This is a genomic window from Aureimonas sp. ME7, from assembly GCF_903970965.1.
Classification (GTDB): Bacteria; Pseudomonadota; Alphaproteobacteria; order Rhizobiales; family Rhizobiaceae; genus Aureimonas.
In genome coordinates this window covers 45,640-58,659 of record NZ_CAJCKW010000003.1, presented here as the reverse complement: position 1 = coordinate 58,659, position 13,020 = coordinate 45,640, and the positions used below count along the sequence as shown (strand labels likewise).

Below are 13,020 nucleotides of genomic sequence, written 5' to 3'. Positions count from 1 at the left end.
CGGCCTTTTCTATGGGGTGATACGGCGTGGAAGCGTCAGTCGCTGCCGCCGGGAAGAACGGACTTCTTCTGGAGAAGGTTCTTGAACATCGAGGTCTTCGCCGTCTGGATCGGCTTGCCGTCGCGGTCGTAGCCCTGGCGGCGGTGCTGTTCGGCGGCGTAGGCTTCCGCCGTGATCGGCGAGCCGGTCTTGTAGGTCGACGCGGTGGTGATCGCGAAGTCTTCCGGCGCCATGGTGGAGGCGATCTGCTTCTGCAGTTCCTCGTCCGCCACCCGCTTGGCGATGATGTTTTCCGGCTCAGCGACGGTCGGGCACTGGCCGGCGGCATCGAGCTTGCGCCCATCCGTCAGCGTCTCGTCGAACACGTAGCGCTTCTCGCACACGGCAACGGCGACCGGCTTGTGTGTCAGGTCGAAACGATCGGTACCTTGCTTCAGCATCTTCCAGAAGGCGAAGTGCGGCGAGTTCTGATGGCGCGCCATGTTCTGCGGCGTCATCCGGAACGGCAGGGCCTGGATCTGGATCGCCTTTTGCCCGCCCTTGAAGGCGTGATTGGCCAGCGAATACAGCTCCTCCATCTGCCAATTGTCCATGGCGTAGCAACCCGACGAGTTGCACGAGCCATGGATCATCAGATGGGTGCCGGTCGCGTCGTTCGCCCGGTCGTAGGCGTTGGGATAGCCCATGTCGAAGGCGAGATGGTAGTTCGAGGTCGGGTTCAGGAGGCCCGGCGTCAGGTGGTAGAAGCCCTCGGGCGCCTGCCGGTCGCCCTCTTTCCGCTTGGGGCCGAGCTGGCCGGACCAGGCGCAGATCGGGTAGGTCTTGAGGACCGCGAACGTGCCGTCGGTCTTCTGTTTCCAGATCTCGACCTCGGACTCTTCCTTGTAGAGGCGGATGAGGATCGGCGAGTTCTCGCCCATCTCGTTGGCCTTGATGAGCTTGACGAGGCCCGGCGTCAGCGGCGCGTTGGGGCCGACGAGATCGGCGAACACGTCGTCCTGCTGGCAACCCGAAAGAGCCATGAGGCTCACGGCGAAGAAGGCCATGGTCGCAAGACGTCTTGCCGACATTCCGAACCCCTCGAAGCGGGTCGGCGCACCCCGGCGCCCGCACCCTCGACCGATCCCATACGTCCCAACGCGCTCGAAAGCGAAGATCGGGACACTGCCCCCTTTTCGGACCGGAACGGTTTCCAGATCCTTAACGGACCTATGGGAAATCGAAGAAAATCTTATCCCTTCGCGCCGGCGCGGCTTCGAACGATGTTCGATGTCGCGGCGTGTTCCTTAACGCAGTTTAAGGCCGAATTGAAGCCGAACCGGCGGGTCTTGACGTCAGACCTTGAGTTCGCGCCCGATGGCCAGGAACTTGTCGCGGCGCGCGCTCTTGAGCTCACGGGCGTCGAGGCCGGACAGCTCGGTGAGTGCCGCCTCGATCCGGTCGCCCGCCGTCTGGATCGCCGCCTCCCGGTCGCGGTGAGCGCCGCCGAGCGGTTCGGGCACGATCTCGTCGATGATGCCGAAGCCCTTGAGGTCCTGAGCCGTGATCTTCATCGCCTGCGCGACGTCCTTGGCACGGCTGGAGTCGCGCCACAGGATCGAGGCGCCGGCTTCCGGCGAGATCACGGAGTAGATCGCGTGCTCCAGCATCAGAACGCGGTTGGCGGCCGCGATCGCGATCGCGCCGCCCGAGCCCCCTTCGCCGATGATCAGCGACACCAAGGGAACGCCGAGTCCGAGGCAGGTCTGCGTCGAGCGGGCGATGGCCTCCGCCTGTCCGCGCTCCTCCGCGCCGATGCCGGGATAGGCGCCCGCCGTGTCGACGAGGGTCACGACGGGCAGCGCGAAGCGCTCGGCCATCTCCATCACGCGCACGGCCTTGCGGTAGCCCTCGGGCCGGGCCATGCCGAAATTGTGCTTGAGGCGGGTCTGGGTGTCCGAGCCCTTTTCCTGACCGATCACCGCGACGGACCGGCCCCGGAAGCGGCCGAAGCCGGCGATCACGGCATGATCTTCGGCGAAGTACCTGTCTCCCGCCAAGGGAGTAAAGTCGGTGACGAGGGCTGCGAGATAGTCGGTGCAGTGCGGGCGGTCGGGGTGGCGGGCGACCTGCGTCTTCTGCCAGGGGGTCAGCTTGCGGTAGAGATCGACGAGCGCGTCCTCGGAGCGCTTTTCCAAGCGCTGGATGTCTTCCGAAACGTCGATCCGCCCTTCGCCTTCGCCGATCTTCTTGAGTTCGATGATCTGGCTGTCGAGATCGGCGACGGGCTTTTCGAAGTCGAGATAGTTGTGCATCCAGCCGCGGCCTTCGAGCCGTCCTTCAAGGGATCCGGGGAGGGCTTTCGCCAGCGCCCGCCGAAACGGCCGGCCGGCTGGCTCCGGGCCGCTCGCGGAACCATGGTTCGCGTCGGCGCGCAAACTGGCGATCCGTCATCCGAATGTCAAGGAAGGCGCCGGGCCCGGCCTATTCCCGCCCGAGGTCGGACAGGGGGTGATGGTCGGTGACGAGAGCCAGGAGGCGCTCTTCCAGGACATGGGTGTAGATCTGCGTCGTGCCGATGTCGGCGTGGCCGAGAAGCTCCTGCACGGCACGAAGATCGGCCCCGTTCTGAAGGAGGTGGCTGGCGAAGGCGTGGCGCAGGACATGGGGCGACACGCGCGAGGGCAGGATGCCGGCGCGCACGGCCAAGCTCTTCAGATCGCGCGCGAAGGCTTGGCGGCTCATGTGCCCGCTTTCCGACAGGCCGGGAAAAAGCCAGGCACCATCGGCACCCGGCAGCTCCTTCAGCGATGCACCGAACGCGTCCATCGCATCGCGCGCCCGCTCGCCGATCGGCACCATGCGTTCCTTGTTGCCCTTGCCGCGCACCACGATCAGCCGGTTGCGCGAGCGCAGGACCGCGCGCGGCAGGGCGACGAGTTCGGACACGCGCAAGCCGGTGGCATAGAGGATCTCGACCAGCGCATGCATGCGCCGGGCGCGCGCCAAGGCAGCGCCTCGAAGCTCGGGATCGCCGGCCGAAGCCTCCGCTTCCCCGATCAGCCGGTCGACCTCGGCTTCCGACAGGATCTTCGGCAGGCTGCGCTCCTTGCGCGAACCCTCGATCGGCGAGGTCGGATCGTCGCCGCGCATGTCTTCGGCGTAGAGGAACTTGAAGAACTGGCGGAGCGACGACAGGCGGCGCTGGCGGCTGGAGGCGGCGAAGCCTTGCACGTCCAGCCCCGTCATGTAGTCGCGGATGGCGTCCGTCGTCGCCCCCGACAAGGCGCCGCCCAGCGCTTCGCGGACATGCTCGAGGTCGCGCCGGTAGGCGGCGAGCGTGTTTTCGGACGCGCCGCGCTCCACCGCCATCATCTCCAGAAACGCCTCGATGCGCCCCGCCTCGCTCACGGCGCCACCCCCGTCCGGGTGTTGGGCACGACGGGCGCGCTTTGCAGGGCGGGAATCGGCACCGTTCTCGTGACGGGCACGGGTACCGGTTTGACGAAGGCGACGAGGGCCGCCATCCCGGCCAGAACCAGACCTGCGAGGAGCGCGAGGATCAGGAGAAGGCGCGTCAGTGTCGGCATCGGCAGGGGGCACTCTTCGGATGTCGGGAAGGCGGGACGAGTGAACGCGTCGCAGGCGACACTAGAAACGGTTTTGAAGCGGAAACAAGGCCTCGACCCTCACTATGGGCGCCGAGCCTTGCCTTGACGCTTCCCCCCTTTTCTGGTCTCAAGCCCGGCGAAAACTTGAAGCTCCTTGATACGCGAAGCGATGATCGAGACGACCGGGATCCAGCCCGTCAGCCCCCGCCCCACGCCCACCCTCGCCCGCCGGCCCGTGGTGCTCGTGGGTCTGATGGGCGCGGGCAAGACCACGGTCGGGCGCAAGCTGGCGCAGATGCTGGAGCTCCCCTTCGTCGACACCGACCACGAGATCGAGGATGCCTCGCGCATGACGATCTCCGAGCTTTTCGCCGCCTACGGCGAGCCGGAGTTCCGGGCGCTGGAAGCGCGCGTCGTCGCGCGTCTCGTCGACGAGGGTCCGCGCGTCATCGCCACGGGGGGCGGCGCCTTCATGAACGAGGCGACGCGCAAGCTCTTGTCCGAGCGAGCCGTCACCGTCTGGCTGAAGGCCGAGCTCGACGTTCTGATGGAGCGCGTCTCCAAGCGCCCGACGCGCCCGCTGCTCCAGACCGCCGATCCGCGCGCCACCTTGAAGGCGCTGATGGACCAGCGCTATCCCATCTATGCCGGCGCCGATCTCACCGTCCATTCGCGCAACGTCAAGCGCGAGGTGATCGCGCGCGAGATCTTCCAGTCGCTGGAGCGCCTGCCCTCCTTCAAGGCCGCATCATGAGCATCCCCTCACCCGACACCGTTTCCGCCCAGCGCGTTCGCGTCGAGTTGGGGGAGCGGTCCTACGACATCCTGATCGGTCCGAACCTTCTGGAGCGGGCCGGCACCGAGATCGCCTGGCGCCTTCCCGGCGCGCGCACGCTCATAGTGTCGGACGAGACGGTCGCCGGGCTTCACGCCGAGGCGCTGCTGGCATCTCTGAACGAAGCCGGCATCGCGTCCTCGCTCCTCACCCTGCCACCCGGCGAAACCACCAAGTCCTTCGTCCACCTGACGGCCGTCGTCGACCGCATCCTGGAAGAGCGCCTGGAGCGCGGCGACGCGGTGGTGGCCTTCGGCGGCGGCGTGATCGGCGATCTCACGGGCTTTGCCGCCGGCATCGCTCGGCGCGGCATGCATCTCGTCCAGGTGCCAACCTCGCTTCTGGCGCAGGTGGACAGTTCCGTCGGCGGCAAGACCGGCATCAACTCCCCACGCGGCAAGAACCTCGTCGGCGTGTTCCACCAGCCGGCGCTGGTGCTGGCCGACACCGACGTTCTCGACACGCTGGTCCAGCGCGAGTTTCGCGCCGGCTATGCCGAGGTGGTCAAATACGGGTTGATCGACCGGCCGGACTTCTTCGAATGGCTGGAGGCCAACAGGCAGGCGATCTTCGCCGGCGGCGCGGAGCGCGTCGAAGCGATCGCCGCGAGCTGCCGCGCCAAGGCCGAGATCGTGGCGGGCGACGAGCGCGAGGACGGCAACCGCGCGCTTCTCAATCTCGGCCACACGTTCGGCCACGCGCTGGAATCGGCCGTGCGCTACGACCCGGCCCGCCTCGTCCACGGCGAGGGCGTGTCGATCGGCATGGCGCTCGCCCATCGCTTCTCGCGCGAACTCGGGCTTTGCTCGGGCCAGGACGCCGGACGCGTGGAAGCGCACCTGCGCGCGGCCGGTCTGCCGACGCGCATCGACGAGATTCCCGGCGAGCCGTTCACCGTGGACGGGCTGATGGACAAGATCGCGCAGGACAAGAAGGTGTCGCGCGGCAGCCTGACCTTCATCCTGACGCGCGGCATCGGGCAGGCCTTCATCTCGCGCGACGTTTCGCGGGAAAGCGTGCGCGATTTCCTGGCGGCCGAACTCAAGCCTTGAGCGCTTGGCCCCGGCTCCGGCGATACGGCCGGCGCACGAGATAGGAGCGGCGCCAGCGGCGCGGGATGGCGAGCGCGGCAAGGGCAAGGCCCGCACTTCCCGCCGCCGAGGCGAACACGGCGCCTTCGCCGATGTGGTGCACGAGAACGGCGCCCGCCACAGCCCCCAGCGCCATGCCGCACCAGGGCACGATCTGGACCCACCAGCCGGGCGAGGCCTCGCCGAGGATCGCGCGCGCGATCCCGCGCCCGAAGCGCGACAGGGCGCCGGTCACGTAGGTAAGGCCGAGCGACTGGCCGCCGACCTCCTCCAGCGCGACGTTGATCGCGCCCATCGAAAGAACCAGAACGAGGCTTGCCCCATCCGTCGGCCACAGAAGGCCGGCGAGCGTCGTGGACCCGGCGACGAGGGCGAGGAGCACCGGCTGGCTTCCCCGAGCCCAGCGCATCAGGAGAACGCCGAGCGCGTTGCCGGCGACGAAGGCCGCGAGCAGCGCGCCGAGATGCAGCGCCCGCCCGAACGCGCCCTCGCCGGCTGCGATACCGAGACGCGTCGTATTGCCGCTCATGAAGGATACGAAGTCGCCGGCGAGGAGAAAGCCGAGCGCGTCCGTCATCCCCGCGACGAAGCTGAGGGCCGCCGCGAAGCCGAGGCCCGTCGCAAGCCGGATGCGACCCCGCCGCCCCGCGCGCCGCCGCATGGCGGTGTCAGCCGCGAACCGGCTCGCCGGGCGCCGCCGCCTCGATCGCCAGCGCGTGGACGCTTCCCGCCAGTTCCTCCTTCAGGAGCGCGTTCACCGTGCGGTGGCGCTCCACCCGGCTCTGGCCCGCGAAGCGCTCGGACACGATGCGCACGCGAAAATGCGTCTCGCCCGTGCCGTCGAAGGCGCCGTGATGGGAGCTTGCCCCATGGTGGTGGCCCGCGTGAAGGTGGCTTTCGTTGATCACCGAAAGGCTCGATGGGGCCAAGCCTGCCGTCAGCTTCGCCTCGATGGTCTCGTGCATCGTCATCATCTCGCCTTTCCGATGTCGGATCGCCGTCCGCCGGTGCATTGCCGGCTTCGTTGTGGGCGGGTTTTCGGATCTGTCAATTCTTGTTCAAGCGGGGCCGGAGCCCCATAATCGCCGCGTGATGAAGCTCGATTCCAAATATTTCGACAAGATCCGTGTCCGGTCCGGCCGCTCCTCCGCGCCCGAGCCGACGCGCGCCCCCGTCTGCGCCTGGGAAGGCTGCGAGGAACCGGGCTCCCACAAGGCGCCGCGCGGGCGCGACCACGAGGGCCAGTACCTTCATTTCTGCGTCGATCACGTGCGCCAGTACAACAAGGCCTACAACTACTTCTCCGGGCTCGGGGACGATGACATCCAGAAGTACCTGAAGGATTCCCTGACCGGCAACCGGCCGACCTGGACCATGGGCTCCAACAATTCGGGCGGAGCCATGCCATCGCAAAAGCCGAGCGGGCGCCCGCGCCGCTGGAACGGCGCGCGCCCGCGCGACAGCTTCAACCTCTTCGGCGACGGCGAGGCTGCAGCGCCCGCCCCGCGCCGCAAGGCGCGAACGCTGGAGGTGAAGGCGCTCACCACGCTCGGCCTTCCCGAAAACGCCGGGGGCGAGGCGATCCGCGTCCAGTACAAGGCGCTCGTGAAGCAGTACCATCCCGATTCCAACGGCGGCGATCGCGGATCGGAGGATCGGCTTCGCGAGGTGATTCAGGCCTACAAGCTTTTGAAGGCGTCGGGCTTCTGTTAAGCGAGGACGATTCGGCTTTTCCCGGCCTCGAGCGAAGAGCCATTCCGACGGACCCGACACGCGAGATGCAAGGCCTGCCGAAGCGCGGCAGCGCCCCTGGAGGTATGATGAGTGCAGCGGAACTGGAAGTGGCGAACCTTCCCGACGCCATGGTCTCCGTCCGCGAAACCTTCGGTTTCGACAGCGATCTGAAGGTTCCCGCCTTCTCGACCACAGAGTCCCACGTTCCCGAGATCGACCTGGACTACCTGTTCGACCGGCAGACGACGCTGGCGATCCTGGCGGGCTTCGCCAAGAACCGCCGCGTCATGGTGTCGGGCTATCACGGCACGGGCAAGTCGACCCATATCGAGCAGGTCGCCGCCCGCCTCAACTGGCCCTGCGTGCGCATCAACCTCGACAGCCACGTGTCCCGCATCGATCTCGTCGGCAAGGACGCGATCACGGTTCGCGACGGCAAGCAGGTGACCGAGTTCCGCGACGGGGTCCTCCCCTGGGCCTACCAGAACAACGTGGCGCTGGTGTTCGACGAATACGACGCCGGCCGGCCGGACGTGATGTTCGTGATCCAGCGCGTCCTCGAATCGTCCGGCCGCCTGACGCTGCTCGATCAGGCCCGCGTCATCCGCCCGCACCCGGCTTTCCGCCTCTTCGCCACCGCCAACACGGTGGGCCTCGGCGACACGACCGGCCTCTACCACGGCACGCAGCAGATCAATCAGGCGCAGATGGACCGCTGGTCCATCGTCACGACGCTGAACTACCTGCCGCACGACAACGAGGTCGGCATCGTGCAGGCCAAGGCCAAGCACTTCCAGACCAAGGAAGGGCGTACCCAGGTTTCCAAGATGGTACGCGTCGCCGACCTCACGCGCTCGGCCTTCGTCAACGGCGATCTTTCCACCGTGATGAGCCCGCGCACGGTGATCACCTGGGCCGAGAACGCCGAGATCTTCGGCGACATCGGCTTCGCCTTCCGCCTGACCTTCCTCAACAAGTGCGACGACCTCGAGCGCCCGCTGGTCGCAGAGTTCTATCAGCGCGCCTTCGGGGAAGAACTGCCGGAATCGGCGTCGAACCTCGTTCTGGATTGAACGAGGGGTACGGGCCGCGTCGATACGAACGCCCGTGTGAAGGGGAACCGTCCATGCCGAACCTGAACGATCTCGCTCCGGGGCAGGTCTGGACCTATTCGGACGCGGTTTCCCCCACCTCACGTGTTGTGATCGGGCGTGTGGACGATTTCGGTGACGGCATTCAGGTCGTCTCGATCGCCGTCACCGATGTGCCGATCCCGACCGTGGACGCTTCAAGGCAGACGATCGGGCATATGCCCTTCGCGCCGGACGGGATCCTGCCCTCGCTGATCCGCCTCGAAGAAGACGGCGCGATTTCGGACGGGTTCGAGGACGGCTATGCGACTTGGAGATCGGCCTGGGATGAGGGCCAGGCGGGCGCCTTCACCTTGAGCGTCGCGGACGCCGTGGACGCGATCGCGCAGACCGCTGGCTCCGCTTCGGCCGGCCCCCAGTCCTGACGGGATCAACGACGATGGCGCGACCAGGCGACAACCAGCGCGGCGGCAAGCCGAACAGGACATCCGACCGCGAGCCCTTCCGCCGTGCCGTGGCCGGGTGCATGCGCGCGATCGCGGGCGATGGCGAACTCGAGATCGTCTACGGCAACGAGCGGCCGGGGCTGACGGGAACGCGCGCGCGCTTGCCCGAATTGCCGAAGCGCGCCGTCCAAAGCGACGTCGCGGTGGTGCGCGGGCTGTCGGACGCGATGGCGCTGCGCAAGGCCCGCCACGACGCGCGCATCCACGCGACGCTGTCGCCGGACGGGCGCGGGGCGCGCGCCGTGTTCGATGCGCTCGAACAGGCGCGCTGCGAGGCGATCGGCGCCAACGCCATGCCGGGTGTCGCCGACAATCTCGCCGCCATGCTGGAGGACAAGTACCACCGCTCCAACCTGTCTGATGTCACCGATCGCGCCGAAGCGCCGCTGGAGGACGCCGTCGCCCTTCTCCTGCGCGAGAAGCTGACGGGACGCCCCATTCCGGCCAGCGCCCAGAACCTCGTCGACGTCTGGCGCGACTGGATCGAGGACAAGGCGGGGGCGCGCTTCGAACGGCTGAACGAAACGCTCGAAGACCAGCGCTCGTTTGCGCGCGCCATCCGCGACCTCCTCGTGTCCATGGACATGGCCGAGGAACTGGCCGACGACACGCAGGCGGAGGATGAGGAATCCGACGAGGAGGCCGGCGACAACCAGACGCGCGACAACGAGGACGCGGGCAACGAGAAGGAAGCCGGCCAGGACGAGGCCGAGCCGCAGGAATCGGAGGGCGAGGCCGAGAGCGAGGACACGTCCGAATCGGAGACGTCCGAGACCACGGCCGAGGAAGCCTCCGACGAAGAGGACGAGGATTCGCAAGTACCCGGCGAATCGCGCCGCCCCAACCAGGCGATGCCGCGCGATCTCGCCGACACGGACTACCGCGTCTTTTCCGAAAGCTTCGACGAGACGATCGGCGCCGAGGAGCTTTGCGACGAGGCCGAACTCGACCGCCTGCGCGCCTTTCTCGACAAGCAGCTCGTTTCGCTCCAGGGCGCCGTTGGGCGCCTCGCCAACCGGCTTCAACGCCGCCTCATGGCGCAGCAGAACCGCGCATGGGACTTCGATCTTGAGGAAGGCTATCTCGACACCGCACGCCTGACGCGCCTCGTCACCGACCCGATGCAGCCGCTCTCCTTTAAAATGGAGCGCGACACCGACTTCCGCGACACGATCGTCACGCTCCTGATCGACAATTCCGGCTCGATGCGCGGCCGTCCGATCACGGTCGCCGCGACCTGCGCCGACATTCTGGCGCGCACATTGGAGCGCTGCGGCGTCAAGGTCGAGGTGCTCGGCTTCACGACGAGAGCCTGGAAGGGCGGCCAGTCGCGCGAAGCGTGGCTGAAAGCCGGCAAGCCGCCCCAGCCGGGCCGGCTGAACGATATCCGGCACATCATCTACAAATCGGCCGACGCGCCCTGGCGCCGCGCCCGGCGCAATCTCGGCCTGATGATGCGCGAGGGGCTCCTGAAGGAGAACATCGACGGCGAGGCGCTGATCTGGGCGCACAACCGACTGCTCGGGCGGCCCGAGCAGCGGCGCATCCTGATGATGATCTCGGACGGCGCGCCGGTGGACGATTCGACCCTGTCGGTGAACCCCGGCAACTATCTGGAGCGCCACCTGCGCGCGGTGATCGAGGAGATCGAGACGCGCTCGCCGGTAGAGCTTCTCGCCATCGGCATCGGGCACGACGTGACGCGCTATTATCGCCGCGCCGTGACGATCTCGGACGCGGAAGAGCTGGCCGGCGCGATGACCGAGCAGCTCGCTGCCCTGTTCGCGGACGAAGGCGAAACCGCACCCCGGCGCGCGAAGCGGACGGCGAGCCGGCGATGACGCCCGCTCGGCGCCTCCTGCAGGGCGCAGCGCTGGCCGCGCTTCTGGCGACGAGCGCGGCCCTGGCGCCCGCCGCCCGCGCTGAGACGACCGAGACGCTCGTCCAGTCGCAGCCGATCGCCCGGTTCCATATCGGCTCGGGGGAAACGCGCTTCGGATCGCTCGACTACGTCGGCGGCTTTTCCTACTCGTCCGGCGATCGCCGCTTGTCGGGCGTGTCCTCGATCCGCATGCGCGATGGCGGGCGGTCGTTCCTTTCGGTGACCGATACCGGCTACTGGTTTGCCGGCACCATCCGGCGCGACGCGGACGGGCGACCTGTGGGCATCAAGGACGCGCGCATCGCTTCGATCCTCAACGGCGCCGGTCGCGCCATGCCTTCCAAGGGGCAGGCGGACGCGGAAGGGCTGGCGATCGTCGGAAACGAAGCCTTCGTGTCGTTCGAGCGCGATCACCGGATCGAGGCCTACGCGCTCGCGCCGGACCCGTTCGAAAGCCGGGCGCGGCGCCTTCCCCTGCCCATCCCGCGCCGCGAGCTGCGCACCAATGGCGGGCTGGAGACGATCGCCGCCTCGCCGGAGGACAGCCCCTTGCGCGGCGCCGTGGTGATCGTCGCCGAACAATCGGTAGACACGGCGGGAAACCTTTGGGCCGCGATCCTCGGCCAGGGCCTTTTCACCGTGAAGCGGCAGCTTCCCTGGGCGGCGACCGACGGGGCGTTTCTGCCGGGCGGCGACTTCCTGCTTCTGGAGCGCCGCTTCGAAGGGTTCGGGCGCATCGGCATGCGCATCCGGCGCATCGACGCCGAGGCGATCCGTCCCGGCGCGCTGGTCGACGGTCCCGTGATCATGGAAGCCAATTTCGGCAACGAGATCGACAACATGGAAGGGCTCGACGTCTGGGGGGGCGCGGACGGCCACACCTACCTGTCGCTGATCTCCGACGACAACGGCTCGTTCTTCCAGCGCAATCTCTACCTGGAGTTCCGCCTCGCCGAAGACCGGCAGGCGGGCGCCGAGCCCGCCCCCTGAGGCGTCAGGCGACGGCGGGCGCGTCGCGATAGGGCAGGAAGGCGTTGATCGCGACGCGGTACGGCACGAGGCCGAAGATCGCGATCGTCAGCTTCACGCCGAAGTCGCCGAGCGCCCAGGACAGCCAGCGCGGAGCCTCCAGCGCGAAGAGGCCGAGAAGCGGCGCGCTCTCCAAGGCGAAAGGCTCGTTCGGGCCGAGAAGCACAAAGACCGGCGCGAAGGCGAGCGAGAAGAACACCAGCGTGTCGAGAATCGTGCCGGCGATGCCGCTGGCGAGCGGCGCCTTCCACCAGGACAAGCGGCGCAGCCGGTTGAACACCAGGATGTCGAGAAGCTGCGCGACCAGAAAGGCCGAGCCGCTGGCCAGCGCGATGCGCAGGAGACGCCCAGCCTCCGTCTCGAAGGGCGTCAGGCCGAGGCGATGGAGAATCGGCGGAAACACGATCGAGCTCAGGACCGCCGCCGCAAAACCGAGATACACGACGCGCCGCGCCATGGCAGGGCCGAATAGGCGGTTGTTCACGTCGGTCACGATGAAGGCGAAGGGGTAGACGAAGGCGCCCCAGGTCAGGAGATCGGCGAGCGACAGGGCGCCCACCTGGCCCTCTACCGGAAACTGCACGGCGATGTTGGACAGGAGCACGATGATCGTCATGGCGATCACCGGCAGGACGTAGCGGCGCGAAAGGGTCACGGGCTTGGGTTTCCATTTTTTTAGGCTGGGAGATGGCACCAGCGATGGGGACAAGGAGAACGCACGAAAGCGCCGCCCGGAAGGGGCGGCGCTGATCGAATTCGATTCGGTGGGCCGATCGAGCCTTAGGCTGCGGCCGGAGCCTGGGCTTCGCCGGCGGTCTTCTTGGCGATCTGGCGCTTCAGAAGGCGGGCCTTCTGCGACAGCTCGTGCTCGGCGGCCTTGGCGAGGAAGGCGTCGAGACCGCCGCGGTGCTCCACCGAGCGCAGCGCATGGGCGCTGATGCGCAGGCGGAAACGCTGGCCGAGCGCGTCGGAGATCAGCGTGACCTGGCACAGGTTCGGCAGGAAGCGCCGACGCGTCTTGTTGTTGGCGTGGCTGACATTGTTGCCGGTCTGGACGGCCTTGCCGGTCAGTTCGCAAGCGCGTGACATGGGATCACCTTTCAAACGTTCGATACGGCCTTCCGGGGCGCGCCGCCGCCGGAACGGCAGCGCGATCATCGACCCCATGGCATGATCGGAAAATCGATCGTCCCTATAGTCGCACCCGCCGGGCGCGTCAAGCCGGACGGTGCGCGGAACGGGTGCGGGCATGATGTTGCCGC

At 67.6% G+C, this 13,020-nt stretch carries 15 protein-coding genes; 7 read left to right on the top strand and 8 right to left on the bottom strand.

Annotated features, from left to right (window positions below; all coding sequences use genetic code 11):
* Positions 1-35: 35 nt before the first annotated feature.
* From H7A85_RS06760 to H7A85_RS06745, 4 genes are all read right to left on the bottom strand, one after another.
* Positions 36-1,070 carry a murein L,D-transpeptidase family protein gene (locus H7A85_RS06760; RefSeq protein ID WP_182085162.1) on the bottom strand — a complete coding sequence of 345 codons (1,035 nt, stop codon included), beginning with the start codon at positions 1,068-1,070 and terminating at the stop codon, positions 36-38.
* Between the two features lie 264 nt (positions 1,071-1,334).
* Entirely contained in the window at positions 1,335-2,294 is a 960-nt protein-coding gene (locus H7A85_RS06755; RefSeq protein ID WP_182085161.1) for an acetyl-CoA carboxylase carboxyltransferase subunit alpha, read from the bottom strand.
* Between the two features lie 169 nt (positions 2,295-2,463).
* On the bottom strand, positions 2,464-3,390 hold the full coding sequence (locus tag H7A85_RS06750) for a site-specific tyrosine recombinase XerD (protein ID WP_182085160.1): 927 nt from the start codon (positions 3,388-3,390) through the stop codon (positions 2,464-2,466).
* Entirely contained in the window at positions 3,387-3,569 is a 183-nt protein-coding gene (locus tag H7A85_RS06745) for a histidine kinase (protein ID WP_182085159.1), read from the bottom strand. Before H7A85_RS06745 ends, H7A85_RS06750 begins: the two co-directional genes overlap by 4 nt.
* Positions 3,570-3,759: 190 nt before the next feature.
* Between H7A85_RS06745 and H7A85_RS06740 the strand changes: the two genes are divergently transcribed.
* Positions 3,760-4,344 carry a shikimate kinase gene (locus H7A85_RS06740; protein WP_182085158.1) on the top strand — a complete coding sequence of 195 codons (585 nt, stop codon included), beginning with the start codon at positions 3,760-3,762 and terminating at the stop codon, positions 4,342-4,344.
* Entirely contained in the window at positions 4,338-5,477 is a 1,140-nt protein-coding gene (gene aroB / locus H7A85_RS06735; protein WP_182085532.1) for a 3-dehydroquinate synthase, read from the top strand. Before H7A85_RS06740 ends, aroB begins: the two co-directional genes overlap by 7 nt.
* On the opposite strand, the gene H7A85_RS06730 is transcribed toward aroB, so the two are convergent.
* Positions 5,467-6,177 carry a YoaK family protein gene (locus H7A85_RS06730; protein ID WP_182085157.1) on the bottom strand — a complete coding sequence of 237 codons (711 nt, stop codon included), beginning with the start codon at positions 6,175-6,177 and terminating at the stop codon, positions 5,467-5,469. The genes aroB and H7A85_RS06730 overlap by 11 nt on opposite strands.
* 7 nt (positions 6,178-6,184) lie before the next feature.
* Positions 6,185-6,487 (bottom strand): BolA family transcriptional regulator, encoded by a 303-nt coding sequence (locus H7A85_RS06725; protein ID WP_182085531.1) that lies wholly within the window; start codon positions 6,485-6,487, stop codon positions 6,185-6,187.
* Between the two features lie 121 nt (positions 6,488-6,608).
* On the opposite strand from H7A85_RS06725, the gene H7A85_RS06720 reads away from it, so the two are divergent.
* From H7A85_RS06720 to H7A85_RS06700, 5 genes are all read left to right on the top strand, one after another.
* Positions 6,609-7,229, top strand: coding sequence for a J domain-containing protein (locus tag H7A85_RS06720; RefSeq protein ID WP_182085530.1), 621 nt, complete (start codon positions 6,609-6,611; stop codon positions 7,227-7,229).
* Positions 7,230-7,336: 107 nt separating this feature from the next.
* On the top strand, positions 7,337-8,323 hold the full coding sequence (cobS, locus tag H7A85_RS06715; RefSeq protein ID WP_182085156.1) for a cobaltochelatase subunit CobS: 987 nt from the start codon (positions 7,337-7,339) through the stop codon (positions 8,321-8,323).
* A 53-nt stretch (positions 8,324-8,376) separates the two neighbouring features.
* Positions 8,377-8,766: a hypothetical protein gene (locus H7A85_RS06710; RefSeq protein WP_182085155.1), complete on the top strand. Its 390-nt coding sequence runs from the start codon at positions 8,377-8,379 to the stop codon at positions 8,764-8,766.
* Positions 8,767-8,780: 14 nt separating this feature from the next.
* Complete coding sequence (gene cobT, locus H7A85_RS06705; RefSeq protein ID WP_182085154.1) at positions 8,781-10,688, top strand: cobaltochelatase subunit CobT; 1,908 nt, start codon at positions 8,781-8,783, stop codon at positions 10,686-10,688.
* Positions 10,685-11,719: an esterase-like activity of phytase family protein gene (locus H7A85_RS06700; protein ID WP_182085153.1), complete on the top strand. Its 1,035-nt coding sequence runs from the start codon at positions 10,685-10,687 to the stop codon at positions 11,717-11,719. Before cobT ends, H7A85_RS06700 begins: the two co-directional genes overlap by 4 nt.
* 4 nt (positions 11,720-11,723) lie before the next feature.
* Here H7A85_RS06700 and H7A85_RS06695 read toward each other — a convergent pair whose 3' ends face one another.
* Both H7A85_RS06695 and rpmB read right to left on the bottom strand, forming a co-directional pair.
* Complete coding sequence (locus H7A85_RS06695) at positions 11,724-12,413, bottom strand: queuosine precursor transporter (protein ID WP_182085152.1); 690 nt, start codon at positions 12,411-12,413, stop codon at positions 11,724-11,726.
* Between the two features lie 125 nt (positions 12,414-12,538).
* Positions 12,539-12,847, bottom strand: coding sequence for a 50S ribosomal protein L28 (rpmB, locus tag H7A85_RS06690; RefSeq protein WP_182085151.1), 309 nt, complete (start codon positions 12,845-12,847; stop codon positions 12,539-12,541).
* Positions 12,848-13,020 lie beyond the last annotated feature (173 nt).